24 protein-coding genes are annotated in these 25,975 nt (G+C 56.6%); 16 read left to right on the top strand and 8 right to left on the bottom strand.

Translation table 11 applies throughout. The features are described from left to right. The first annotated feature begins 13 nt into the window (after positions 1 to 13). The 7 genes from NYE92_RS16500 to NYE92_RS16470 all read left to right on the top strand — a co-directional run bounded on the left by NYE92_RS16500 (position 14) and on the right by NYE92_RS16470 (position 6,887). Positions 14 to 1,309, top strand: coding sequence for an MFS transporter (locus NYE92_RS16500; RefSeq protein ID WP_089517678.1), 1,296 nt, complete (start codon positions 14 to 16; stop codon positions 1,307 to 1,309). After that, positions 1,306 to 2,787 (top strand): FGGY-family carbohydrate kinase, encoded by a 1,482-nt coding sequence (locus NYE92_RS16495; RefSeq protein WP_064372996.1) that lies wholly within the window; start codon positions 1,306 to 1,308, stop codon positions 2,785 to 2,787. The genes NYE92_RS16500 and NYE92_RS16495 overlap by 4 nt, the downstream gene beginning before the upstream one ends. Next, positions 2,784 to 3,440, top strand: a complete 657-nt coding sequence (gene ulaD / locus NYE92_RS16490; protein ID WP_064372993.1) for a 3-keto-L-gulonate-6-phosphate decarboxylase UlaD — start codon at positions 2,784 to 2,786, stop codon at positions 3,438 to 3,440. The genes NYE92_RS16495 and ulaD overlap by 4 nt, the downstream gene beginning before the upstream one ends. Then, entirely contained in the window at positions 3,437 to 4,297 is an 861-nt protein-coding gene (locus tag NYE92_RS16485; protein ID WP_014595123.1) for an L-ribulose-5-phosphate 3-epimerase, read from the top strand. The genes ulaD and NYE92_RS16485 overlap by 4 nt, the downstream gene beginning before the upstream one ends. Continuing rightward, positions 4,294 to 4,992 (top strand): L-ribulose-5-phosphate 4-epimerase, encoded by a 699-nt coding sequence (gene araD / locus NYE92_RS16480; RefSeq protein ID WP_029570889.1) that lies wholly within the window; start codon positions 4,294 to 4,296, stop codon positions 4,990 to 4,992. Before NYE92_RS16485 ends, araD begins: the two co-directional genes overlap by 4 nt. 38 nt (positions 4,993 to 5,030) lie before the next feature. Then, entirely contained in the window at positions 5,031 to 5,549 is a 519-nt protein-coding gene (locus tag NYE92_RS16475) for a DUF1440 domain-containing protein (RefSeq protein WP_072138502.1), read from the top strand. 264 nt (positions 5,550 to 5,813) lie between these two features. Then, entirely contained in the window at positions 5,814 to 6,887 is a 1,074-nt protein-coding gene (locus tag NYE92_RS16470; RefSeq protein WP_014606882.1) for an acyltransferase, read from the top strand. Between the two features lie 43 nt (positions 6,888 to 6,930). Here the strand turns inward: NYE92_RS16470 and NYE92_RS16465 are convergent, their stop codons facing one another. The 6 genes from NYE92_RS16465 to iucA all read right to left on the bottom strand — a co-directional run bounded on the left by NYE92_RS16465 (position 6,931) and on the right by iucA (position 16,768). Beyond that, positions 6,931 to 8,592, bottom strand: coding sequence for a methyl-accepting chemotaxis protein (locus NYE92_RS16465; RefSeq protein ID WP_029570888.1), 1,662 nt, complete (start codon positions 8,590 to 8,592; stop codon positions 6,931 to 6,933). Between the two features lie 209 nt (positions 8,593 to 8,801). After that, a complete protein-coding gene (locus tag NYE92_RS16460; protein WP_014595119.1) occupies positions 8,802 to 10,997 on the bottom strand; it encodes a TonB-dependent siderophore receptor in 2,196 nt (731 codons plus the stop codon). Between the two features lie 27 nt (positions 10,998 to 11,024). After that, positions 11,025 to 12,359, bottom strand: a complete 1,335-nt coding sequence (gene iucD, locus NYE92_RS16455) for an NADPH-dependent L-lysine N(6)-monooxygenase (protein WP_013024253.1) — start codon at positions 12,357 to 12,359, stop codon at positions 11,025 to 11,027. Positions 12,360 to 12,362: 3 nt separating this feature from the next. Continuing rightward, positions 12,363 to 14,096, bottom strand: a complete 1,734-nt coding sequence (gene iucC / locus NYE92_RS16450; protein ID WP_072138501.1) for an aerobactin synthase IucC — start codon at positions 14,094 to 14,096, stop codon at positions 12,363 to 12,365. Continuing rightward, positions 14,096 to 15,043 (bottom strand): GNAT family N-acetyltransferase, encoded by a 948-nt coding sequence (gene iucB, locus NYE92_RS16445; RefSeq protein WP_014606886.1) that lies wholly within the window; start codon positions 15,041 to 15,043, stop codon positions 14,096 to 14,098. The genes iucC and iucB overlap by 1 nt, the downstream gene beginning before the upstream one ends. Beyond that, positions 15,044 to 16,768, bottom strand: coding sequence for an aerobactin synthase IucA (iucA, locus tag NYE92_RS16440; RefSeq protein ID WP_259019162.1), 1,725 nt, complete (start codon positions 16,766 to 16,768; stop codon positions 15,044 to 15,046). It abuts the gene before it with no gap. A gap of 132 nt (positions 16,769 to 16,900) precedes the next feature. Between iucA and NYE92_RS16435 the strand changes: the two genes are divergently transcribed. The 3 genes from NYE92_RS16435 to NYE92_RS16425 are packed head-to-tail and all read left to right on the top strand — an operon-like array spanning position 16,901 to position 19,487. Continuing rightward, on the top strand, positions 16,901 to 18,112 hold the full coding sequence (locus NYE92_RS16435) for an MFS transporter (RefSeq protein WP_015701218.1): 1,212 nt from the start codon (positions 16,901 to 16,903) through the stop codon (positions 18,110 to 18,112). 15 nt (positions 18,113 to 18,127) lie between these two features. Further along, entirely contained in the window at positions 18,128 to 19,018 is an 891-nt protein-coding gene (locus tag NYE92_RS16430; protein WP_015701219.1) for a siderophore-interacting protein, read from the top strand. Between the two features lie 37 nt (positions 19,019 to 19,055). Beyond that, positions 19,056 to 19,487 (top strand): GFA family protein, encoded by a 432-nt coding sequence (locus NYE92_RS16425; protein WP_015701220.1) that lies wholly within the window; start codon positions 19,056 to 19,058, stop codon positions 19,485 to 19,487. Between the two features lie 35 nt (positions 19,488 to 19,522). Here NYE92_RS16425 and NYE92_RS16420 read toward each other — a convergent pair whose 3' ends face one another. After that, entirely contained in the window at positions 19,523 to 20,392 is an 870-nt protein-coding gene (locus NYE92_RS16420) for a LysR family transcriptional regulator (protein WP_259019161.1), read from the bottom strand. 98 nt (positions 20,393 to 20,490) lie between these two features. On the opposite strand from NYE92_RS16420, the gene NYE92_RS16415 reads away from it, so the two are divergent. After that, on the top strand, positions 20,491 to 21,000 hold the full coding sequence (locus NYE92_RS16415; RefSeq protein ID WP_015701223.1) for a phenolic acid decarboxylase: 510 nt from the start codon (positions 20,491 to 20,493) through the stop codon (positions 20,998 to 21,000). A gap of 205 nt (positions 21,001 to 21,205) precedes the next feature. Then, on the top strand, positions 21,206 to 21,526 hold the full coding sequence (locus tag NYE92_RS16410; RefSeq protein WP_042676986.1) for a hypothetical protein: 321 nt from the start codon (positions 21,206 to 21,208) through the stop codon (positions 21,524 to 21,526). Between the two features lie 10 nt (positions 21,527 to 21,536). Here NYE92_RS16410 and NYE92_RS16405 read toward each other — a convergent pair whose 3' ends face one another. Next, entirely contained in the window at positions 21,537 to 22,772 is a 1,236-nt protein-coding gene (locus NYE92_RS16405; protein ID WP_042676985.1) for an FAD/NAD(P)-binding oxidoreductase, read from the bottom strand. Positions 22,773 to 22,957: 185 nt separating this feature from the next. Between NYE92_RS16405 and NYE92_RS16400 the strand changes: the two genes are divergently transcribed. Genes NYE92_RS16400 through NYE92_RS16385 form a run of 4 tightly spaced genes read left to right on the top strand, consistent with a single transcriptional unit; the run spans position 22,958 to position 25,962 of the window. After that, entirely contained in the window at positions 22,958 to 23,749 is a 792-nt protein-coding gene (locus NYE92_RS16400) for a sulfite exporter TauE/SafE family protein (RefSeq protein ID WP_072138499.1), read from the top strand. Between the two features lie 17 nt (positions 23,750 to 23,766). After that, positions 23,767 to 25,050 carry a bifunctional sulfur transferase/dioxygenase Blh gene (gene blh, locus NYE92_RS16395; protein ID WP_072138498.1) on the top strand — a complete coding sequence of 428 codons (1,284 nt, stop codon included), beginning with the start codon at positions 23,767 to 23,769 and terminating at the stop codon, positions 25,048 to 25,050. Between the two features lie 36 nt (positions 25,051 to 25,086). Further along, a complete protein-coding gene (locus NYE92_RS16390) occupies positions 25,087 to 25,512 on the top strand; it encodes a YeeE/YedE family protein (protein ID WP_013024239.1) in 426 nt (141 codons plus the stop codon). A gap of 15 nt (positions 25,513 to 25,527) precedes the next feature. Continuing rightward, a complete protein-coding gene (locus NYE92_RS16385) occupies positions 25,528 to 25,962 on the top strand; it encodes a DUF6691 family protein (protein ID WP_105080424.1) in 435 nt (144 codons plus the stop codon). Positions 25,963 to 25,975 lie beyond the last annotated feature (13 nt).

The raw sequence follows: 25,975 nt of genomic DNA, 5'->3' as shown, positions 1-25,975 counted from the left end.
AAGGAGAAAGGCCATGAGTCTGACATCAACTGCCGTTAACCGTGAAAAGATCCCTGCCCTGCGCTGGTTACGGATCATTCCGCCTGTCCTGATCACCTGCATCATTTCCTATATGGATCGGGTTAATATTGCCTTTGCCATGCCGGGCGGAATGGACGCCGAACTGGGCATCAGCGCCTCAATGGCCGGTCTGGCGGGCGGTATTTTCTTCATTGGTTACCTGTTTTTGCAGGTGCCGGGCGGCAAGCTGGCCGTCTACGGTAACGGCAAACGCTTTATTGGCTGGTCGCTGCTGGCCTGGGCAGTCATTTCGATACTGACCGGCATGGCAACCAGTCAGTACCAGCTGCTGGCACTGCGCTTTGCGTTAGGGATCGCCGAAGGCGGCATGCTGCCGGTGGTGCTGACGATGATCGGCAACTGGTTCCCGGATGCCGAGCGCGGCCGCGCCAATGCCATTGTGATCATGTTTGTCCCGATCGCCGGGATCATTACCGCGCCGCTCTCCGGCTGGATCATTACCGGCTGGGACTGGCGCATGCTGTTTTACGTGGAAGGCGCGTTATCGCTGGTCGTCATGGCCCTGTGGCATTTCACCATCAGCAACCGGCCGCAGGAGGCGAAGTGGATTTCTCCGGCTGAAAAGCAGTATCTGATTACGACCCTGCACAACGAGCAACTGATGATCAAAGGGCAGAACGTGCGCAACGCTTCTCTGCTTAAGGTCATGCACGAGCCCGTGATGTGGCGGCTGATTCTGGTCAATTTCTTTTATCAGACCGGCATTTACGGCTACACCCTGTGGTTGCCCACCATTCTTAAAGAGCTGACCCACGGCAATGTCGAGCAGGTTGGTATGCTGGCCATACTGCCCTACGTCGGGGCGATCTTCGGCATGTTTCTGTTTTCTGTTCTTTCGGATGCAACCGGGCGGCGCAAGCTGTTTGTGGCGCTGCCACTGGCAGGTTTTGCGCTATGCATGGCGCTGTCGGTGTTGCTAAAAGCGCATATCTGGTGGTCCTACGCGGCGCTGGTGGGCTGTGGCGTGTTTATTCAGTCTGCAGCGGGCGTGTTCTGGAGTATTCCGCCGCGCCTGTTCAATGCCGAGGTCGCGGGCGGGGCACGCGGCCTGATCAACGCACTGGGCAACCTTGGCGGCTTCTGTGGGCCTTACATGGTCGGCGTGCTGATGGCGTTCTACAGCAAAGATGCCGGGGTTTACAGCCTTGCCATTTCGCTGGCGCTGGCTGCGCTGCTGGCAATGACCCTGCCTGCCCGCTGTGATTCTGCGAAACGGGAGGCATTATGAAACGCTGGCTGGGACTGGACTGCGGCGGCACCTTTATTAAAGCCGGACTCTACGACAGGCAGGGCCGCGAGCTGGCCGTTGCGCGGCAAAACCTGCCGGTACAGGTACCAGAGCCGGGTTATGCCGAACGCGATATGACGCTGCTCTGGCAGCAGGCGGCAGCGGTCATTCGCGAAGTACTGACCCGCAGCGGTCAGGATGCCGCCGACGTCGCTGGATTAGGCATCTCTGCTCAGGGTAAAGGGCTGTTTCTGCTGGATAAAGATCGCAATCCGCTGGGAAATGGCATCTTATCCTCCGATCGTCGCGCCCTGAGCCTGGTGCAACAGTGGCAGCGGGAAGGCATGCCGCAAAAACTCTATCCTCTCACCCGACAGACGCTCTGGACCGGCCATCCGGTGTCGCTCCTGCGCTGGCTAAAGCAGCATCAGCCGCAGCGCTACGCCGCAATCGGCAGCGTACTGATGGCCCACGACTACCTGCGTTTCTGTCTGACCGGCGAGCTGGCCTGTGAAGAAACTAACATCTCTGAATCCAATCTGTACGACATGCAGGCGGCAGACTGGTCGCCCGCGCTGGCTGAGATGCTGGATATCAGCGAGATCGTGCCGGCGTTGCCCCCGATTGTGGCATCAACGCAGATTGCCGGCTATGTAACCGCGCAGGCTGCCGCCGCATGCGGTTTGCTGCCCGGCACGCCTGTGGTCGGGGGCCTGTTTGACGTGATGTCCACCGCGCTGTGTGCGGGACTGAATGACGCAACGCGCCTGAACGCGGTGATGGGCACCTGGTCGGTGACCAGCGGCATTACCGACTGCATTAGCGATGAAGCAGACTATCCCTACGTTTACGGTCGCTATGCCATTGAAGGCCAGTATCTTATCCACGAAGCCAGCCCGACATCGGCGGCAAACCTGGAGTGGTTCTGTGAGCAGTGGGGCATCCGCGACTACCAACAATTAAATCAGTGGGTCGAGGAGCTGGAACCTGCCAGCAGCGCGCTGCTGTTTATGCCTTTTCTGTACGGCACCAACGCCGGGGCCGACCTGCACGGCAGTTTCTTTGGTCTGCAGGCGGGCCACACGCGTGCCCACCTGGTGCAGGCCATCTACGAAGGCGTGGTGTTCTCCCACCTGACGCATCTCAACCGCATTCTGCAACGCTTTCCTCAGGTCACTGCCCTGCGTCTGAGCGGCGGCCCTACGCGCTCCGCGCCCTGGATGCAGATGTTTGCCGATGCCAGCGGCCTGCGCGTTGAAGTGCCGCAGATCAGCGAAAGCGGCTGTCTGGGCGCGGCGCTGGTGGCGTTGACCGGCACCGGTGCTTACACCTCGCTGCAGCAGGCCCAGCAGGCCCTGGCGCCGGATATCGTCACCTGGCTACCGGACAGCACACGGCATGCCCGTTATCAGCAGAAGTATCAGCGTTATCAGCATCTGATCCGCGTCCTGAGTGACGCACAAGGAGCCCCCTTATGAGCCTGCCTTTACTCCAGCTGGCGCTGGATCATACCGCGCTGGATGCGGCGCTGGATACCGCACAGCAGCTGCATCAGCATGTCGATATCATCGAAGCCGGTACGTTGCTGTGCCTGAGCTGCGGAGTCGAAGCCGTGCGCCGTCTGCGCCAGCAGCATCCGCAAAAGACCCTGGTGGCCGACTATAAAGTGGCGGATGCCGGCGGCACGCTGGCAGACATGGCCTTCGCGGCGGGCGCAAGCTGGATGACGGTCATCTGTGCCGCACCGTTGGCGACGTTTGCCAGCGCGCTGGACGTGGCGCAGCAGCACCAGGGCGATATTCAAATCGAACTGTTTGGTCACTGGACGCTGGACGATGCCCGCCGCTGGCGGCAACTGGGGCTGAAACAGGCCATTTACCATCGGGGGCGGGATGCCCAAGCCAGCGGGCAGCAATGGAATCAGCATGACCTGGATACCATGAAAGCCCTGTCGGATTTGGGTTTTGCGCTCTCCATCACGGGCGGCATTACGCCTCAGGATCTTGCGCAATTTAAAGACGTTGACGTGAAAGCGTTTATCGCCGGGCGCGCCCTCAGCGATCCCGCCAGCGGCATTCAACGCGCAGCGGAATTCCATCAGGCCATTGCCAGCATTTGGGGAACAGTATGAAACGCCAGCATCCGTTAGGTATTTACGAGAAAGCCCTGCCCGCTAACCTCACCTGGCCTGAACGACTGGCGCTGGCAAAAGCCTGTGGCTTTGATTTTGTGGAAATGTCGGTAGACGAAACCGACGTGCGGCTGGAGCGCCTGACCTGGAGCAAAGAGCAGCGCCTGTCGCTGGTCAACGCCATGATTGAAACCGGCGTGACCATTCCCTCCATGTGCCTGTCGGCGCATCGCCGCTTTCCGTTTGGCAGTCACGATCCGGCGATCCGCCAGCGGGCAGACGATCTGATCGATCGCGCCATCCAACTGGCAAAGGACGTGGGGATCCGCACGATTCAGCTTGCCGGTTACGACGTCTATTACGAACCTCACGATGATGGCACCGTAGCGCGCTTTGCCGAAGGCTTGTCACGTGCGGTGCAACGCGCCGCCGCGGCGCAGGTGATGCTGGCGGTTGAGATCATGGATACCGAGTTTATGAACGCTATCAGCAAGTGGAAAGTCTGGGAGCAGCAGCAGGCTTCTCCATGGTTTTCCGTTTATCCGGACGTGGGCAATCTCAGCGCCTGGGGCAATGATGTCACCGCCGAACTGACCCTGGGTATTGATCGCATCGCCGCGATTCATTTGAAAGATACCCAACCCGTGACCGCAAGCTCGCCGGGCCAGTTTCGGGACGTCCCCTTTGGTCAGGGCTGCGTGGACTTTGTCGGCGTATTCCGCACGCTTAAGGCGCTGAACTATCGCGGATCGTTCCTGATTGAAATGTGGACGGAAAAAGCCGAGGAGCCGGTTGCCGAGATCGTGCAGGCCCGGCGCTGGATTGAACAGAAAATGCAGGAAGGAGGTTTAGTATGAGCATAGCCGCCATGAAAGAGCAGGTGCTGGCCGCCAACCTGGCGCTGCCGCGCCATCAGCTGGTGACCTTTACCTGGGGCAACGTCAGCGCTGTCGATCGCGCGCAGGGGCTGATGGCCATCAAACCCTCCGGCGTGGAGTACGACGGCATGACGGTGGACGACATCGTGGTCGTGGAACTGGAAAGCGGACGGGTGGTGGAAGGCAGTAAAAAACCCTCGTCGGATACCGCGACGCACCTGGCGCTCTACCGCGCCTTTGCGGATATTGGCGGCATTGTGCATACCCATTCGCGCCACGCCACCATCTGGGCGCAGGCCGGTCAGGACCTGCCCGCCTGGGGCACAACCCATGCCGACTACTTTTACGGGGCCATTCCCTGCACCCGGCTGATGACGGAGGCCGAAATAGCCCACGACTATGAACACAATACCGGCGAAGTGATTATTGAAACCTTCCGCACGCGCGGCATCAGCCCGACAGCTATTCCTGCCGTGCTGGTTAACGCGCACGGGCCCTTTGCCTGGGGAAAAGACGCCGATAATGCGGTCCACAATGCGGTGGTGCTGGAAGAGATCGCCTATATGGGCATTTTCTCCCGCCAGCTGACGCCCGGTATTACCCACATGCAACAGCCCTTACTGGACAAGCACTTTCTCAGAAAGCATGGAGCAAATGCCTATTACGGGCAGTAATCCACGGTGGTTATCTTACTCAGCAGGAGCGGTTAACTATGAACAGGTCGTTTCGTCTGACGTCCCCTGCCGACCGGCATTATGGTCCGGCGCTTTGGGCAGGGTTTTGGGGCGGCAACGTTGCCAGCTTCGTAAAATGGGGAACGGAGAATCCGTTTCCGCCCAGAACGCCTGACAGGGCGATTCCCCCTGCGGAGATGCTGCAGGATATGGGGATCAACGTCAGCAACCTGGTCTATCATTATTCCGGTTACGTGGTGAACTGGGGCGTTGCCGGGGTTCACCACCTGTTCTCAATCGTCTTCGCCCTGCTCTACTGCGCCCTGGCGGAGATCCTCCCGGTCGTTACGCTGGGCCAGGGCGTAGCGTTCGCCCTGCTCATTACCCTGGGCTTTCACGGCGTGATCTTGCCGATGAACGGCTGGGCACCGCCCTTGTGGCACCTGCCGTTAGCGGAAATCGCCTCGGAGACGTTGGGGCATATTCTGTGGATGTGGACGATTGAGATCTTCCGGCGCGCCATGGGCGGGAGCGTCTTTCCGCGCGCGTCCGCGTAGTGCCTGTATCCCCTCAAGTCATCATATTTGTTTAAGAACCCTCTGAAATCCCAACGGCGCACTTCTGATCCTGTGCGCCTAACTCCGTCGATCGTCGCCATTTTTTCTGCAAAATTAGGCTATCAGGCAAAATCCTTTTTTCCTGGCCGCTAAATGGCGGTTGATAATCGTTAAGGCATTTTTACAATACGGCCTACGCTTAACCCTAACCGGCTCGTTCAGGCGAACGCCGTGATTGAGTAAACTGACAGGCCTGTAACGCTCATGAAAATCGTCTCAATCCAGTATCTGCGCGGCCTGGCTGCGCTACTTGTGGTGCTGGCGCACAACTCATCGCTGTTAGAAAGTCACTGGACCCGGCACATTCCCGGCGCGCTGGGCGTGGACGTATTCTTTATTATCAGCGGCTTCATCATGACTTTTATTACGCATCAGTTTAACGAAGCGCCGACGTCGTTCATGGTGAAACGCTTTTTCCGCATCTGGCCGGTCTTCTTTGTGGTTTGGCTGCTCTCGTTCGTGGTGGTTTATCACGACCGTTCGCTTCAGGATATGTCCTGTGCGCTCTACTTCTGCCTGCAGGATTACAGCAGCCCCGGGCCGACCTTTGGATTCAGCGCATTAGGTCCGCCGTGGACGCTTTCCTATGAGATCCTGTTCTACGCCGTATTCACCGTGGCGATGTGCATAAACTATCGCTACCGTAGCTTCCTGTGTGCACTGATTTTCCTCGCCTCCAGCGTGGGCTTTCAGCTGTATTACAACGGCAGTTTTACCTTTTCCTCTCAGGTTTCGCCTGATATGGCGGTGACGCACTGGTGGCAGGCGTGGATCAAACTTATCAGCAATACCATCTGCATGGAGTTTATCTTAGGGATGATGCTGGCTGAATTAATCGTCAGACAAAAGCTCCCTGAGCTGAATCCTCAGATGCGCAGAATACTGCAGGTGGGGCTGGTACTGGCGTTTGCGACAGCGCTGATGATTGGGCCGCAGCCGTTTGGCCTGCATGGCGGTTTCTGGCTGGCGGCGGCCATTATGAGCATCACGGTGATGCTGGGTTACCGCACGGAAAGTGGTCATAACCGCACGCTGATCTTCTTTGGCGATATCTCGTATTCGCTCTATCTCATCCACTATCCGATGATGATATTGCTGATGAACAGCCTGGCGGATAAAGCCTGGACGGACAATCTGATGATTTTCATCCTCTCCATTAGCATCAGTGTGGCGCTGGCCTCCGTGATGTTTTTCTGGATTGAAAAACCCGCCATTAAGGCAGGCAAACGCGTTGCCCGCTGGTTATCAACGCCGTTGACGCTGCACAGAAGTTCGTAACCTTTTAAAAGCAGCGGCCGCCCGGGCCACTGCTTCGCCACGATCAGAAGCTCTTCCAGTTATCTTCCTGCGCACCTGCACCTGCCGCCGCAAGCTGTGGACGCTTCAGCACGGGCGCGGCCGTCACGGCGGCTAAAGGCGGCTTAGCGGCGACAACCTGAGCTGAACGGATGGTAAAGGCGGCCACCAGCTGTTGCAGCGTGGTGGACTGCTCCGTTAACGAACGCGCAGCGGCAGAAGCCTGCTCCACCAGTGCGGCGTTTTGTTGGGTTACGCTGTCCATCTGATTGACCGCTTCATGTACCTGACCAATGCCCTGCGACTGTTCGCTTGCCGCCACCGCAATCTCATCGACCAGATCGTTTACCTGACGCACGGCATCGTTCATCCGGCCCATATTTTGTCCGACTTCTTCAGCCTGAGCGGCACCGGTTTCAACGTAGCGCATGGAGGACTCGATCAGTGCTTTGATCTCACGGGCAGAAGAAGAAGAGCGCTGTGCCAGATTACGCACCTCTCCGGCGACCACGGCAAAACCGCGTCCCTGCTCACCGGCACGGGCGGCTTCAACGGCCGCATTCAGCGCCAGGATATTGGTCTGGAAGGCAACGCCTTCAATCAACGCGATAATGTCGTTGATTTTCGCTGAACTGCTTTTGATATCGGACATGGTGCTCAGCATGGTTTTGACTTTGCCCGAGCTGTCTTCCGAGATTTCACGCGCATTTTTGGACAGCTGGCTGGCAAGGCGGGTATTTTCAGCCGTCTGACGCACGGTTTCGCTCAGTTCAGACATACTGGCCGCCGTTTCCTCCAGCGACGCTGCCTGCTCTTCGGTACGCGCCGAGAGATCGTCGTTGCCGGCTGAAATCTGGGATGAGGCAGAGCCGACAGAGTGGGATGCCTGTTCAACGGACGACAACGACTGCGCCACATTGCTGACCAGGTGATTATAAGCGCTGGCCGTTAAGCCAATTTCGTCGCGACGCGACTCATCTGCGCGCAGCGTCAGATCGAGGCGTTCGCTGGCGCTTTCCATGGTGGCACGAATCGCGTTGAGCTGACGACGGATGCTGAAGATGGTTTTCACCGAAAACGCGCCAAGCAGCAGGATAATCAGCAGCGAACCGCCGGACATGCCCCACAAGGTTTGTTGATAAACCTGATTGTTTTGCTGGCTGTAGGTTTTGCCAATGTCCACATTCAGCTGCAGCTGTCGCTTTAACCCCGCTATCAGATCGCGAACAGACTGGCCCACACCACTGTCTCCCTGGATCGCGCCCAACGCGATGGCATCATTTTGTGCCCGTGACCCGGCAAAAAAGGTCGGCAGCCTGGCTTCCGCTTCTTTTATCTCCGCAAAGGCTTTTTCGCTCAGGGCCTTGTCTTCAGCACTGGAAAGGTCGTGATCAAAGTAATACTGGTTTTGCTTTTTCAGATCCGCAATCACGCCAGCGATATCTTTCTCAAACTGGGCCTGCTTGCGTTGATCGGTCGCACTTTGATGGCGATAAAGCAGCAGTGTCAGGGCATTGCTGCTATCGACAAGCTTATTAAGATCGGTAATAGAAGGAATTGTATTTCTCTGCACGTAATCGAAGCGTGATTGAAATCCTGTTACCACCGTGATCGCCACCATAGCCAGAACAGCCAGTGAGGCGGCAAGGAGGGAGAAGGTCAGGAAAAGTCGCTGTGTAATGGTCATTTTTTGTTCCGCCTGGTCGTTAAAACGAAAATGCTTTGTGCATTAAATGTACGTACATAAAGACTATCGGCATGTACCTGACAAAACTGAGCGTATTCGTTTAGGTATTGTTTACATTATGTAACGGCACAGCGTGTTTAGCGGCGACAGGAGGAAAAAGTGAGATTGAGTGAGGCTTGCCCGGCGTCACACCGGGCAAGAATGAAGACTTAAAACAGTACCGAATAGTTCAGCCCAAAGGTGCGACCCCGGCCTTTGTACTGATACAGCGACGGCGAGCCATAGGTCGGGCTGTAGAACAGCGGCGCACGCTGTCCCCACACCGTGGTGTAGTCGCGATCCAGCAGGTTCTCGACGCTAAAGCTCAGCTTGCCCACCGGCAACTGGTAGCTGCCGATAAAATCAACGGTGGTATAACCGTCAATTTTGTTGCCGCCGTTATCGGTCAGGTCAAACGACTGCGTGCTTTGCAGGCGCAGGCTCCAGGGATCCGGCGACCAGCCAACATAGGCGGTGGCTTTCGATGGACTGGCATAAATGACATCCCACTTCTTCCAGCCGCCATCTTTTTTGGTTTCAGACTTGACCAGGTTGAAGTTGACGCCGGTGCTCCAGTTGGTATCGGGGATAAAGTAATCCACCGCACCTTCCACGCCATAAATACGGCGCTTGTCATCGTCCACGTTAATGGTCATATCGCTGCGGTTGACCGAAATCGATTTGTCTGACAGCGAATAGTAGGCTGCTAACTGCGTGCGCAGGTCATTACCGGTGTAACGCCAGCCCAGCTCGTAAGAATCGACTTTGATGCCCTGAAGCTTCGACTGATCGACATTAACGCTGTTCAACAACTGGTAGTTGCCGTTTTGCAGACGATAGGTGCCGTTGCCGTAATACTTGCCCGGATCCGGCAGTTCAACGCCTTGCGAGAAGTTGAACCATGCCTGCTGCCGCTCGGTGATATGCATCAGGATACCGGCGTTGTACAGGACGTTGTCGTAATCCGTTGAGCCGCCTGGAATCGCATCGGCCGAACGCGCCGTGCCATTAGCAATCGCCTGCTGCTGGGCATAGCCGACAAAGTCGTCCACCTTGTTTTCGGTGTACTGATAACGTACGCCGCCACTCAAGGTGAAGGTATCGTTGATGTCGTAGCTGGACTGCAGGAAAGCCGCCAGGTTAGTAATGTCATAACCCGGATAGCGTCCGGTGGTGTAAATGCTCTGGTTGTTCAGGCCACCCGAGGCGGCCGACTGTGCCAGATCAAAGAACATCTGATTGGAACTAAAACGTTCATGATCGGCATCAACACCGTAGGTCAGCTGCAGGTTGTCGAGCGGTTTACTGGTGATTGCCAGCTTGCCGCCGTACTGATCAGTATCCTGTTTAGAGGAAGAGAGGCTGGTCACCCGCCCGCCGGACACCGTTGGGAAGGGATAAAACGCCAGAGATTCATCACGGTAGTAGACCTGACCCACCAGCTCCTGACCCAGGAAATCGGTATTAGAGTACTGCAGACTGACCAGGTGGCGCTCGGTGCCGGGAATACGGTCGGAGTTCAGTCCTTTACTGGTGTAGGCGTTACCGTTACCGGTTACCGCCGAAAAGTTTCGGCCAAGATAGAGGCCATAATCGTCATCGCCCTGGCTCTTGTAGTATTGCGTCACCAGCTGCAACTGCTGGTGATCGTCAATCTCAAGCGTGCCGGTGCCCATCACATCCAGACGATCGGAGTATTGCAGGCCCGTCTGGGTGTTATCGAGCAGAACAGAATCGCCGTTGCCGTCATACCAGCCGCCAAACTTCTGGTAGGCCACCGACAACCGTCCGGACGCGCGATCGTTCCCCCCAGAAATCGCGCCCGCCACGCGCTCATCGTGATCTTTACTGTTGTTAAACCCGGTTTTGGTGCCGGTTTCAAACTCAAACTGGGTGCCCGGCTGGCCTTTTTTGGTGACGATATTGATCAGGCCACCGGTGCTGCCCCCGCCGTACAGCGAGGTTGAACCGGAGATCACCTCGATGTGATCGATGTTAAAGGGATCGATCGAATCCAGCTGGCGGCTGTCTGTGCGCGAAGAATTCAGGCGAACGCCGTCCACCAGCACCACAATCGCGCGGCCGCGCATATTCATGCCGTAGTTGGTTCGGCCCTGGCTACTGACGTCCAGGCCCGGCACCAGCTGCGCCAGCGCATCTTTAAACTCTTTGCCGCCCTGAACCTGTTGCTCCAGTTCGGCCCCCTCAATCACCCAGGTGGTTTGAGCCATTTCTGCCACCGTACGGTGCGTACGGCTGGCCGAAACCACCATGTCATTTTCACTGGTTTGCTGTGCGACCGCGGGCGCCATCATGGCTAACAACAGCGGATTAAGCAGCCAGATATTCTTGTTTTTAGTCTTCATTATCGTTCCTGCGTGCGAGGTTAAGGCTTACCCCAAGGACTCGGTATAGTTTTTAGTGGACGCAGCGCCGTGCTGCGGTTTTTCCCGGCTGACGCTGCGCCACTGGATCAGGGCGGGCGGCGTGCTGAGATCGAACAAATCACGCCCCAGTGCGCGATTCAGAATACGGGCGGATCGCCATGCCATCAGGCTGAGCTGAGGCTCCGCGATACCGTGGGTTTGCATACTGGCGTTCACCGCAAAGATGTTATTTTCTTTTGGCCCGTTCCACTCAAGCGTGAAGTCCTCACGCACGCTGAACGTGCACTCATCTTTCATAGTCAGGCGGCTCATCAGGGGGGAAAGCAGTTCTGGCAGCGCAGGCCGGTAGCCGGTGGCGAAAATCACCACATCGCATTCGATAAGGTCGTAGCCCTGGTCAAGCTGATGCTGCAACTGAAGCTGCCAGCCCTGGTGATGACTGTTGAGTTCAATGACCGAGCGGCTCGGCAGCAGGTGCGCATTGCGCGGCTGACGCTGCACTTCAAAGCGGTGATACAGCTCGCGATAAATCGTCAGCAGGGAATCTGCCGTGATGCCGTCCGAGGTCATCTTCTGTTCAGCCAGCATTTTCTGTCGGGCAGCCTCGTTCAGACCGACAAAGCTGGAAACGTACTCTGGGGTGAAGTATTCGTTGGCGAAAGCGGCCTCATCCAGGGCGTTAAAATTGTTGCGGCGTGATACCCAACTGACCTCAGCCGGTTCGCCCCACTCGCCCCGGAAGGCGTTGAGGAACAGATCGGCACCACTCTGACCGCCGCCAATCACCGCCACACGCTTGCCGCGCAGGTCGGGTTTACGCAGGCTCATTTCGCTGGCGTGGAAACAGGTGGCGCTGATGCGGTTTACGCAGGGCGGCAGGTAGGGCTGCTTGCCGATGCCCAGACAGATGTTGCGGGCATAGCTTTCCCCGCCGTTGCTGTGAATCACAAAGCGTTTATTGGCCTCATCAAAATCGATGCGTTCCACCGTGTGATTAAAGCGCAGGTTGTTCATGCCCTCGGCAGCCCAGCGCAGATAGTCGGAAAACTCATCGCGCGAGACGGTACGTAACTCGGTGGTCATAAAGCGGTAAAACTTTTTACGCTTCACCAGATAGTTCACAAAGCTGAACGGGCTGGTGGGCGCGACCGCGGAGACCAGATCTTTTAAAAACGAGGTCTGCATATGGCAGTCAGGCACCAGCATACCGGGATGCCAGGCAAAATCTGGGCGACTGTCTAAAAACTGGCTGGTAAAGCCTTCAGCTTCGTGTGCCAGCGCCGCGATACTCAGGTTAAACGGGCCAATGCCAACGCCAATAAAATCAACAGTGTTTGTCATGATTCAGTCCTTGGTAACCAGCCACAGCGGGTTTTGCAGATTTTCCAGGTAATTGGGCAACATACGGCTTCCGCCGTCCTGATCGGGCCAGGTGAGTTTTACCGGGTTCAGCACGACACGAATGATTTGTGGCTTGAAGAGTGAGAAAAGCGCAAAACGCGCCGACAGTTGCGGATGGTCCTGCATATAGTCGCTCAACACTGCGGCAAGCAGTTGGTAAAAACGTCGTTCCGGAACGCCAAGGCGCGCCATTAACGGCGAAATAAAACGCAGGACCGTGACAAAATGGCCAGTCTGCAAATCATGAATCAAATAGTCAGCACTCAGGCGTGCCGTCACATCGCGGACGTCCTGAGGCAAAGAGTCCATCTCCGGAAAATCGTCCTTTACCAGACGCATATCGCCCTGAAAATCTTTCAGCAATACGCGCTGGGGTACGCCGTCTTTCATCGCCAGCGTAATATTTTGCCCGTGTGCGATCAGCGCCACGCCATAACGGCACAGCAGGTGATACAGCGGCACCACGGCCACGCGGAACATCTGACTTAACCAGGCCTCGGCGCTCAGGCCCGAGCGGGCAATGTAGGCGCCGATAAGCGGCTGGTTGTTTTCATCGCACTCCATCAGCGTGGCCATCAGAATTGGCGTTTCGTCCGCGTGCAGCCAGCGCGACGGATTTTCACGCCAGATCACGCCCAGCATTTCCTGGTAGCGATAGGGGGCTTCGGGCAACGCGCCGTAGCCGCGATGGGAAACATAACCGGCGGCCGGCTCGCCCAGGATCACCGCCCCGCTCTGCTGCAGCGTCGTGTCGGTGGCAAAGACGTTTTGTAGCCAGCGGGAGGCCAGCGGGCCCGCCGCGATATATTTGCCCGGAATACCGCGATAGCAGGAGGTGTTGTAAATGGTAAGCGGCAGTTTGATATCCAGCCCGCCCTGACGGCTGGCGTTGGTCAAGGTGCGCAGTGACTGTTGCGCCAGCCAGCGATCGCCAAATTCACCCAGCGACAGCATATTGCCCGTGGCCAGATCCGCGACAAAATCGAGCGCGATTTTTTGCTGCCACTGCCAGGGATGCACCGGCAAAGGCAGCCAGCTGTCGTCCAGCCCCTGCGCCTGCCAGGCCTCGGTGAAACGCGTATATTCGGCTCTGTCCATCGCGGCCTGCAACAACTGCTGGATGTCCAGCTCGCTGTCGCAGCGCCAGACCATATGATCACGCTTTACCGCCAGCCAGTGCAGGCGGAAGGTATTCATATATTCGGGTGCGTAGCGCGCCAGCGCCTCTTGTCCCCATCCGCGACGGCCTTTATTAAAGGCAAACTTGGGATGGCCGCTGAGCAGGCACTGCAGGCGGTCGGCATCCATATCAATCAGCGCATCGGCACTCATGCCCTGACGTGCCTGCATAAGCTGAAGATCGCCGCGCAGCGTGGCATAGAGATCCTGCATATGTTCCGCCACCGTGGCATCACTCATCGACAGCACCGGCTGTAGCTGGCACAGCAGCGTCTGGGCCAGTACCGGCTCATCCGCACAGCGCAGGCTTTGTGCATCTATCCATAACCAGCCCCAGATGCCCCGCTCGGCGGTGAACTGCCATTCGGCACCCGGCAGACTGATGCAGTAACGGTTGTCGCCCTGCGGCTGAGCCTGAAAGACCTGCTCGTACTCCAGCTCGGCCAGCATTTTTGCCACCAGCTGACGGTTAACGGTTTCCCATGCGTACGAATTCATCACAGGCCCACCTCGCTGAAGAAACGGGCGCGCTGGGTCATCACCAGGCGAGAGCGCTTGTGCGGAAAGTCGAACTCTTTCACGGTGGTATAGCCCGCGGGTTCAAGGTGACGAAACAGGCGCTGATTATCCGCCCGCGGTTCCAGCACCAGGCGCTGGGTTTGCGGATTATCCAGCAGCAGATAGTGGCTGATGCCGCGCAGCCAGCTCTGCACAAAGTGCGGCCCGCGCCACTGCGGCTCACCCACCAGCAGATGCAAACCGCGATCGTACGGCTGCCAGCTGTAGTGCCGTCCGATACGATCTTCCGCCGCCCAGTAAATTTCAAAGTAGCTGAAGGGCTCGTCATCAAAACAGCCAATCAGCGGAAAGGCATAGCTGCTGCCGAGCTGGCGTTCAAGATAGGCGGTCTGAGTGGCCAGCGATCCGCTCTGCTCCCAGAAGTAATCCACGCGCGGATCGTTCATCCAGCGGGTAAACGCTTCGGCATCCCGGGCAGGATCGGCCACGCGGAAGCTCAGCGTGCGCCGTACGCGCGGATCGTAACGGCGATACACTTCGCCATCAGGTCGCGCTGGGCGCTGGGGAAAATAGATCTCACGTTCGGCATCAAATACCATCTCGCCGGAGGCCTGCTGACGAGGAGCAGACAACCACAGCGGCAGTTGCCAGAACGTCTCGCGGTGGACGATATCGCTTTTCAGGGCCGCAAACAGCGCCAGCGCCTGAGGCTCTTCACGCCACTCTGCGAAGGGCAGCACCACGGCAGAAAGCTGCGGGGCAGCGATAAACATCTGATCCAGCGCGTCACGCAGCCAGCCTTCGGGCAGTGGACCGGCAAAATGCAGCACCGCACTGTTGTCCTGTCCCCAACCCAGATTCAGGGTTTTTCCTGACTTTTCGCAACGCAGGCCGTGGCCGCTGTGAACAATCGTTGCCTGAGACATTTAGCGCTCCTGAGACAGCAGTGGGTTGATGAAGTCGAAGTAGATCACCGACGGATCGACGATGGTGTTTTCATTGTGATCGTGCAGGTAACAGAAGAAGTTGCCCTTGACGTTCCAGTGCGGGCTTTCCAGCACGTAATCCAGGCAGCCCTTGTGCGTGACCTCGTTACGTAGCGCACTTAACGCATCGCGTACCCGCGCCATCAAATGGGTTTCACTGTCCATGCCCGCCGCGCCCAGTGCCGCCGTGACGGCAAAGGTAGAATTCACTAACAGGTAATAGGGGAAGTAGCGCAGCAGCTGCTCGCGACTAAAGACGTTTTCCGCCTGCGCTTCGCCAATCATGTCCAGCCAGCCTGCGGCGTGAGGCATAAAGGCGCTGCCCTGGCAGTCGCGATAAATCAGGCCAACCGGCAGGTCCTGCTCCATTTCCACCAGGATATTTTGCTGATGGGCTAACAGCACCAGGCCGTAATCGGCTTCGGCGGTAAACAGGGGCTTCAGCACCTGCTGACAGTAGGCGTCGACCCAGGCATGCGCAGCCTGTTTTTCGCTGATGTGCAGGCGCTGGCTCAGGCGCTTTACTGCGGCAGACAGCAGTGAGTCGCCGCCGTCCGGCGCGGACTGCGTCAGGGAAACCAGCACGTTGGTCTGGCTCTGCGGCCTGTCGACAATCAGGTTTTCACGCAGTGCGAACAGGCTCTCTTCCATAATCGTGCCCTGCGCATCGCGCAGTCCGGCCCAGCCATCTTCCTGCATCACGCGAAACGCCGGGAAGCGTGCCTGCATGTCCTGCCAGCGGTCGGTCTGCGCCAGACGCGCCAACCGCATGCCGCGTTTGACCTCTTTGACCGACAGGGTGCGGACGGAGTTTGTCAGCCGCACGCTCAGGGAAAACTTGATCATGTCGCGGCTGGTCGCGCAGTACAGCGAACGCGATGAGGTGGTGGGCAGCCAGGGCGCACCGGCTTCACCCAGGTCAGTAACCAGGCCTTTTTCCACCAGTTGCTGACACCAGGTCTGCTGGAGCAGATAGTCCGCCTGCCAGGGATGGAGCGGGAACAGCCACTGCCGATCGGTTAGCGCATGCAGTAACTGCGGCGCGTTTTCTGCCGCAAAGCGCGTCAGGCGCTGCTGCAACGTCAGCTGCAGGCTGTCACCCGCCAGCTGGTCTTTATCCACCGCAAACCAGCGTAACGGAAAATGTGGCGCAAAATCAGGCAGGTAACGTTCGGCCTGCTGCTGCGTAAAAGGTTCATGTGATTTGGGTGCCGGATGGAAGGCGTGCCCGACCAGCAGGGCCTGCTCTGCTTCGGCAAAGTTCAGGGCTTTCTCACGCAGGCCTCGCCAGTCGTGGCGGGCAGCCGTTGCCTCAGCGGTATGCACATGGCTTTCCATCACGCGCTGGTAAAACGCCTCACAGCCGGGAGCGGGCAGCTGTTGCTGATGTTGCAGTTTATCGACAATCAGTCTGGCAACGGTGGCGAACGTCACCGTCTCGCTGCCACGGTGAGTGACCAGCCGGGCCGGGAAGGCAAAACGGTGATGCTGGGTAGGAGAAAAGTAAGCCACCTTAAAGTGTAGGGCCTTTTCTTCCGCCAACGGAATCACTAACTCGGCGGGTTCACCCTGGCTGAGTCGCCAGTCCTTGGTTTCACGGATCAGGGAATTCAGGAAGCACTGTGCGGCCACATCCCAGGATCCATTGTACGTCGATTGAATCATTATCAAACAATTTCCAGGCGTTATGATAATGCGAATTCTGCCGATAACAGTTCTCATTATCAACGACAATTGTTAGAATTGGCGGAATAAATTTTACAAATACATACAACAAAGATACGGGTTAGCAACATTGTGACATCTCTTGAACTGACCGCTACGCCACAAAAAGCCTTACCTAACTGGCCTTTAGCATTAAGCGCCGGACTGCTGGGCGTCGGACAGAATGGTTTGCTGGTGGCTATCCCGATGCTGGTTGCGCAGACCAGTTTAAGTCTTTCGGTCTGGGCGGGATTGTTAACGCTCGGCTCTATGCTGTTTTTGCCCTCATCGCCGTGGTGGGGAAAACAGATTGCGCGTCTCGGCAGCAAACCGGTCGTGCTGTGGTCACTGGCCGGTTATGGCGCAAGTTTTTTGCTACTCGCTATGGGCTGCGCACTTCTTTCCACGCGGGCGGTCAGTGCTCCGATTGGATTAGGTATATTAATTATTGCCCGGGTGATTTATGGCCTGATGGTATCGGCGATGGTTCCGGCGTGCCAGGTCTGGGCGCTAAACCGTGCCGGTGAAGGCAAGCGCATGACGGCGCTGGCGACCATCAGCTCCGGTCTGAGCTGCGGCAGGCTGTTTGGCCCGCTGTGCGCTGCCGGAATGTTAGTTATTCATCCGATGGCACCGCTGGTGTTACTGGTCGTTGCGCCGTTGCTGGCGCTGGCTATGTTGTTGCCGTTGCGCGGTACCGAGCCACAGCCTGCGGTGGCGCGCAGGAATGCCCGCCTGCGCATCGATTGTCTGCCCTATCTGCTGTGCGCTCTGCTGCTGGCGGCCACGGTGAGCCTGATGCAGTTGGGCTTATCCCCGGCACTGGCCAGACAGTTTACCGGTGATACCGCCGCAATCAGCCATCAGGTTGCCTGGCTGCTGAGCGTGGCGGCCATCGCCTCACTGGGCGCCCAGTTTATGGTACTGCGACCCCAGTTACTGACGCCGCTTGCGCTGTTGCTGAGCGCAGGGCTGTTGATGTCTCTGGGTCTGGCGATGATGCTGAGCACACCGCTCTGGCTGTTTTACACCGGCTGTGCCCTGCTTTCGTTTGGTGCTGCACTGGGTACGCCAGCTTATCAGCTGCTGCTAAATGACAGGCTAGCAGACGGTGCCGGTGCCGGCTGGATAGCCACCAGCCATACCTTAGGCTACGGATTGTGCGCGCTGCTGGTTCCCCTGGTGTCGCAGTCACAGGGCGCAACGGCGCTGATCGCTGCCGCATTCAGCGCTGCCCTGCTGTTCGTGGCGATGTCAGGTGTGATCTGGCGTGCACGTCGCCGCTCAACCTTATCGGCTCATTAACCAAAAGGAACGACGATGGCTGAAGCCCATAGCTACCGCCTGTTTGACGTAAAACTGGCACGCAAGCGTCATCTTTCTCCCTCAATGCTGAGCCTGGTGTTCAACGGGCCTGACGTGGCGCAGATGAAGTCTGACGCGCCCGATCAGCGGATCAAAATTTTGCTGCCGGCGGAAGATGGCAGCATGCCTGCGCTTCCCAATGATGGCGAGTGGTACCAGACCATTCTGTCGCTGCCAAAAGAGAAGCGTCCGCTGTTGCGCACCTATACGCTGCGTCATCTCGATCCTGAGCGCCAGGAGTTGACGATTGAGTTTGTCAGCCACGGTACGGAAGGCCCGGCATCGGCCTGGGCAATCAATGCTGAACCGGGTGACGGCCTGGTGATCGTTGCGCCCAATGCGGCCTGTGAATCTGACAGCGGCGGATATGAATGGACGCCACCGGATGCGCTGCGTAATGCGTTACTGATTGCCGATGAAACCGCATTACCCGCGGCGAAAGGCATTCTGGAAAGACTGTCCAGACAGGAAAATCCGCCTCGGGTTCAGGCCTTTTTTGAAGTCCCAGATGCGGAAGATTGCGTCGATCTGCACGCCTATACCTTTGCCGACATCGTCTGGTTGCCGCGAAAACCTGCATTTGCTTCACACGGGGAATGCCTGGTTGAGGCAATAAAATCCCGGGTTAACGTTCCCGATGGCGGCCGCCAGCAGGACGTGCAGGAAGAGGCAGAAGGCGAATTGCTGTGGGACCGTGCTCAGGGCCGCAACACGGAATTTTACGGTTGGGTAGCGGCCGAATCGACCGTGGTGAAGCTATTACGCCGCCACCTGATAGGGGAGCGCGGCGTCGATCGCGACGCGATTAACTTTATGGCTTACTGGGCCAAAAAGCGGGCACACTAAACATCGCCTTAGGGTTGGCGCATTCAGGGAAACAAGGATGATTTCTGGACGTTGTTTATGCGGAACGGTCGTTTTTAAGCTGGCTCAACAACCCAGCCATTTTTACCGCTGTCACTGTTCGCTTTGCCGCCGTCAGACCGGTACCGGCCATAACCTGGCCACGCTGGTGCATGCCGATCAGTTTAGCTGGCTGGCCGGTGAAGCCGATATCAGCAGTTGGCGTCGCCCGCAGGGATACCGTAATGACTTTTGCAGGCACTGTGGCTCGACGGTGCCGAACCTGTTGCGCGGCCGCCCCCTGATCTGGCTACCGATTGGGCTGTTAGATGAAGACCTCGCGTTGCAGTGTGCAGGCGATTTCTGCCTTGAGGATGCAATGTCCTGGGACGTTCACAAGGTAAAAAACGGATATCCGCACGCGCCAGATTCGCTGGATGCCCTGCTCCTTGCGTTGAACGGTGACAAATAGCCCCTGAAGACGCGTTCCTCATCGCGATCCCTCTGTCACGAACGGGTGGCGTTTTTCAGCAGATCGAGCAGGGTAACAATTTGTGGATCCAGCGTCAGGATATCTTTCTTAATCAGTAAGTGCAGCGGGGTGGCACGACGAACGCCGTGCTGTAAGGGCAATATTTTTATTGTTCCCTGCGCCAGTTCATGTTCGATGCGCTCGAAGGGGATCCAGCCATAACCCACCTGGTGCACCACCGCCTCTACCGCCGCCTCAATAGTCGAAAACGACCAGTAATCGCCATTGCTGCTCTCATCCTGCACGGTGAAATGTTCCCGGTCGGCAATGCGAATCAGCGGATACTGTGCCAACCGTTCTTCATCCAGGATGCCGCCATGCTGATGCAAGGGATGGTCGCAGTGCGCCACGGCGACGAAATCCACATTCATCAACCACTCTCCCCGCCCGGCCATATCCTGGCGCTGGGTCACCACCATCACGTCGGCCTCGGCGTAATCGGTGTTGGTTTCCAGCACCTCGGTCAGGTTGATCTGAGTATGAGGATGGCATTGCTGAAACGCCTTAAGGACGGAAAACAGTTGTCGACGCGGAAAGATGCTGTCAACCACCAGATCCAGCTTTGTTCTGACGCCGCTGCGTATTGATCCCGCAAACGCCTCCAGTGAATGAAAAGCTTTCAGTAGCGGGCGCGCCTGCGCCAGCAGCAACTCGCCTGCGGGCGTCAGCACCGCCTTGCGCCCCTCTGCATGTAACAGCGTAATCCCTATGCGCTGCTGCAACATAGCAAGGTTATAGCTGACGGATGACTGACTGCGGTTGGTCAGACTCGCCGCTCTGGCAAAACTGCCCTCTCGCACCACCTTGTCCAACAGGCTCCACTGCTCCAGTGTGGTTTTATGCATAACCCATCCAATTTTTGAATCAATTTCATCATAAATTAGCGTTTTTAATTCACAAAGTGAATGGGTAAGCTGGTTTCAACCACAGAGGAGAACAAATAATGAGCAAATTCGACAAACACAATCTTGACGGTTTCATCGGTAAACATCTGGTTTATACCTATGACAATGGCTGGAATTACGAGCTGTATATTAAAAACGAAGACACCGTCGATTACCGTATTCATAGCGGCATGGTGGGCAACCGCTGGGTGAAAGACCAGCATGTCTATATTGTCTGCGTCGGTGAAGACATCTATAAAGTGTCCTGGACTGAACCGACCGGCACCAGTGTCAGCCTGATTGCCAACCTGGGCGACAAGCTGTTTCATGGCACCATCTTCTTCCCGCGCTGGGTCATGAATAATCCTGAACGCACCGTCTGCTTCCAGAACGATCATCTGGACGAAATGGCGCAGTACCGCGATGCCGGCCCGACTTATCCAATAGAAGTCATTGATGAGTTCGCGACTATCACCTTTGTCCACGATGCGGGAAAAAATAACGATGACGTGATAGCCTGCGCGGCGAGTGAATTACCTGCCAATTTCCCTGAAAATTTGAAAAAATAATTAGCTATTAAAAGGGGAACCCCCCTTTTTTTTAAAAAAGACGCACACAGCAATTTCGAATTTATCAGAGCCGCTATTTTTCTTTTTTTAGAAACCATCGTCGACGACATATTTTCTTTCACTCATCACATTTATCCGATCCTCACGCTGTTTTATTCTGAGCCATTCGTTTTTCGCCCGTCGCGATAACAACCTGAGGCCCAGAATGAAAATCATTTTGCATGTACCTGATAAAAATCGCATTGCTCACGCCCTGGCTAATGCTGGCAATCTGCTTAAAGAAGAGGATTTTGACGGGGATATCGCCATCGTTTTTAATGGCGACGCGGCAGGTGATGTGACTGGCAGGACGATTTCAGATGCCCTTAAGAATGCGCCGAGCGTGACGCTGTTACTCTGCAATAACGCCCTCCGGGCACAAAATATTGACGTCAGCATGCTGCCATCCCACTTTTGCGTCGTGCCCGCCGCCATAACCTACATTATTGAACAGCAGTCGCGGGGCGCTTTATACGTTCGCCCCTGAACGGCCTTCTCTACAGGGGTTTACTTTTGGCCAACCACTCAATACCGCGCAGCATACCAGCCCAATAAAAGCGCGGTAAAAACCAGGCCTTTAGCCACCATGCTGCGCGGCTGGGACGGGCTGAAGGGAGCGGAAAGGTCGGCAGCAGGCGGTTGCCATAACCAAACTCGGCCAGCACGACTTTGCCTTTCTCCACTGTGAGCGGACACGAACCGTAGCCATCGTAACGCGTTTGCGGGATCGCCCCGTTAACGACCTGCCTCAGGTTTTCGGCCACGACCACGATCTGTTTACGCGCCGCTGCGGCCGTCTTGGCGTTCGGCGTTGAGCAGCAATCGCCCAAAGCAAAAATATCGGGCCAGCGGCTGTGCTGCAGCGTTTCTTTATCGACATCACACCAGCCAGCAGCATCCGCCAGACCGCTTTCGGCAATAAAGTCTGGCGCAGCCTGAGGCGGGACAACATGGAGCATATCGAACGGCAGGGTGACGTCACGCGTGCTGCCGTCGGGATCGGTGAGAGTAAACGTCGCCTGCTTATTGATTCCATCAACGGCAGTAAGCGTATGTCCAAAATTGACCTGCGCCTGATATTTCTCCAGATAGGCCTTCAGCGGCGGAACAAATTCGGGCACGCCAAAAACGACCTGACCTGCCAGGCAGAACTGAATGTTGATCTGTGCCAGACGGTCCCGTCGCAGCCAGTAATCGGCGGAGAGATAGAGCGCCTTCTGCGGCGCACCCGCGCACTTTATCGGCATCCCTGGCTGGGTAAAAATGGCTTTTCCCTGCTTCAGGTTTTGCACCAGTTCCCATGTATAGCGCGCCAAATCGTATCGGTAGTTTGACGTTACGCCGTTGCGGCCCAGGGTTTCACTCAGGCCCCTGATTTTATCCCAACGCAGCATCAGACCGCTGGCGATAATAAGATAGTCGTAACCTATTTTTTGGGCTGTCGCTGTTTCAATATATTTCAGATCAGGTGAAACATGCGTCACGGCATCGTGAATCCAGTTCACGCCCGACGGAATAACGTCACTCATGCGTTTTCGGGTTTTTTCAGCGGAAAATAATCCGGCACCCACCAGTGTCCAGGCAGGTTGATAATCATGTTCTTCCTTTGGCTCAATTAGCGTTATTTTGATGTTTTTAATGCGTTTCTTAATACTTGCGATGACGCCAATTCCAGCTGAGCCACCACCAATAACAACAAGATGCGGGTGATGGGGATTATTTTTATCATTCATGCAGGCCTCCCTTTCATTTAACCGTAGTGGATAGCAGCACAGATATAAAGCAAATCAATAGACTTTAAAGTTATAAAAAAAACCTCTTATAATATTTAGCTATATGATATAGCAAAAAGAAATAATGAGTTGACAGTCATTTTTACGACCTCTTTAATAGCGTAAAAATAACGCCAGGAATGAAAATGATCATTCAGGAATTCACCCATTTTTCAGCCCTCACGGTGAGCCTGTTAATTGTAACAGGCATCGCCGTAGGCTTTTTTCTGGCGCTGACCGGCGGCGGCGGATCGGTCATGTGCGTGCCGCTGCTGCTGTATCTGGTAAAGGTGCCCGACACGCATCGGGTCATCGGCACCAGCGCCATTGCGGTGGCGGTCAGCGCCCTGATCAATCTGTTTGCCCATAGTCATAAAGGCAATGTCAGATGGGCAACGGGTGCGAGGATTTCTCTTGTGGCGGTCTGCGGCGCACTGCTCGGAGCCGAACTGGGAAAAATCGTCAGTGGACAATACCTGCTACTGCCGTTTTCCCTTTTGATGTTCACCGTGGCGCTGATGATGCTGAGAAAACAGTCTCCTTTGCCCGGTGCCTCCGCGCCAGACAGGCACTTTGCCCCCGCTATCGTCTGGGGAAGCGTACTGCTGCTGGGCATACTGGCCGGATTTATGGGCATCGGAGGAGGATTTTTAGTGGTGCCCGCGCTTGTCTGGTTGTTCCGCTTACCCATGGTGGAGGCGATAGCAACCTCGCTGATGGTGGTGTTCGCCATGGGGATCTCGACCAGCGCAAGCTATGCCCTGGCGGGCAAAGTCTCTGTGGTGATGACAATCTACCTCATTGCTGGCGGCCTGCTGGGCGGCTTAGTCGGTGTCGCGGTGGCCAGCCGGCTGAAACACAATGCGCGCGCGATCAATGCCGTCTTTTCAGCCATGTTGATCGTGATGGCCTGCTACATGTTGCTTAAAAATCTCTGAATAAACGGGAACAGGTTATGAATATCCGCCATTTTAATGCGCAAATCGCGTTTTCCGGTGCACCACTTGCAGAGGATTTCAGCCAGTTGCACCAGTTGGGCTTTGAGGTTGTGGTTAATAATCGGCCTGATGAGGAAGAAGGCCCCTTTCTGCCTCATCAGCAGGAAAAGGCGCTGGCTGAGCAACTGGGCATGGACTACGTCTATATGCCCTTCACCTTTGACACGCTGAGCTGGGAAGACGTTGAGGCTTTTCATCGTCGGGTTAAACGCGGTGCAAAAATCTTTGCACACTGTCGGAGTGGTGCGCGATCGCTTAGCCTGTTTTTACTGCATGAGTTACGCGAAGGCCGGATAGACGAGGCCGAATTTCGGGCTACCTGCCAACAGTTTGGTGCCGATGCCGATAAGCCCCTGGCCTGGTATGCAAACAGGCTGCGCCATCCGCCTCAGGCAGAGGTGTACCATTTCTATGAACCTGAGAGCGGAAGCCTGCAATATGTGATTGCTGACGGACAAACCCGGCGCTGCGCCATCATCGATCCGGTGCTGGACTTTGATCGCCGCTCGGGAGCGGTATCCTGTCAGCAGGCCCAACGCATACTGGATTTTATTCAGCAAAAAAACTGGCAGGTTGCGTGGGTTCTGGATACCCATCCTCATGCCGACCACTTCTCTGCCGCCGCCTGGCTGGCCGGGAAAACCGGTGCGCCTACCGGCATCGGTGAAAAGGTCACTGAGGTACAAAGGCTGTGGCAAACTCTCTATAACCTGCCCGGCCTGACGCCAGCTGAGAAAATCTGGGACACCTTATTCAGGGACGGCGAGGTATTTTACATCGGCAATCTGCGGGGTGAAGTCATTTTATCTCCCGGCCACACGCTGGCGTCGGTGACCTATCACATCGCCGACTGTGCTTTTATCCACGACACGTTTTTTATGCCCGACAGCGGCACAGCGCGGGCTGATTTCCCCGGCGGCAGCGCTGCCGTATTATGGGACAGCCTGCAACGCATTCTGCAGTTACCTGACGACACACGTTTATTTACCGGTCATGATTATCGCCCTGACGGGCGCGACGTGCAGTTTGAAAGCACGGTACGTGAGCAGCGGGAAAACAATCCGTGGGTGGTTGATCAACACCAACAGGATTTTATTGCCCGGCGGCGGCAGCGTGATGCCACGCTCCCGCTTCCTGAACTGATGCTGATGGCACTGCAGGTCAATATCAACGGCGGACGGTTACCTGAACCCGAGAGCGATGGCGAGCGCTATCTGAAAATCCCGTTAAACCGCTTTTAACGCAAGACGTAAGCACTGCACTGGGAAGGGTGGATAATGCATATTGACCTGGTTCATTTTACGCCGCTGCAAAGCCTGGTGGGTGGGCTGCTGATTGGCGCGGCGGCGGGCATACTGGTGCTGCTTTGTGGCCGCATAGCCGGTATCAGCGGCATTCTGGGCGGTCTGCTTAAACGCCGCTCATCAGACAAGCCCTGGCGGCTGGCCTTTATTGCGGGCCTGGTCCTGTCGCCGCTGGTGTTCCAGCTGTTCAGCGCCCTGCCCGCCATTGAAACTGAAGCGTCATGGGGACGTCTGGTACTCGCCGGCGTGCTGGTGGGATTGGGTGTTCGCCTGGGCTCGGGCTGCACCAGCGGTCACGGCGTATGTGGATTATCGCGGCTGTCACTGCGCTCACTGGTGGCGACGCTGGTCTTTATGTTAACCGCCATGCTGACCGTTGGCGTGATGGGCCACGGGTGAATATCAGGAGGAACAATGGCCGTTTTATTTTCTCTGCTTAGTGGGCTGTTATTTGGTACGGGCTTAATCGTCAGCGGCATGGCGAACCCGGCCAAGGTTCTGGGTTTTCTGAACATTACCCGCGCCTGGGATCCCTCTCTGGCGCTGGTGATGGGCGGCGCGATTACCGTCGGGCTGGTGGCCTTCTGGCTGGCCTCCCGACATGAGCGTCCGGTCTTTGGCGAAACCTTTCATCTGCCCGGCCAGCGCGCGCTGGATAAAAAACTGATCGCAGGGGCTATGCTGTTCGGGATTGGCTGGGGGCTGGCTGGCATCTGCCCCGGTCCGGCGCTGGTGCTGCTCGGCGGCGGAGTGCTTAAGGGCGCAGTGTTCCTGATCGCCATGCTGGCAGGCATGCTGCTCTTTGAGTGGCTCGACAGCCGCACCGCCTCACTTTCATCACGACGTTAAGAGACAGGGATTA

The organism is Pantoea sp. B566, from assembly GCF_024793925.1.
In the GTDB taxonomy this organism is placed as follows: domain Bacteria; phylum Pseudomonadota; class Gammaproteobacteria; order Enterobacterales; family Enterobacteriaceae; genus Pantoea; species Pantoea ananatis.
This window is presented reverse-complemented; position numbering and strand designations above follow the sequence as displayed.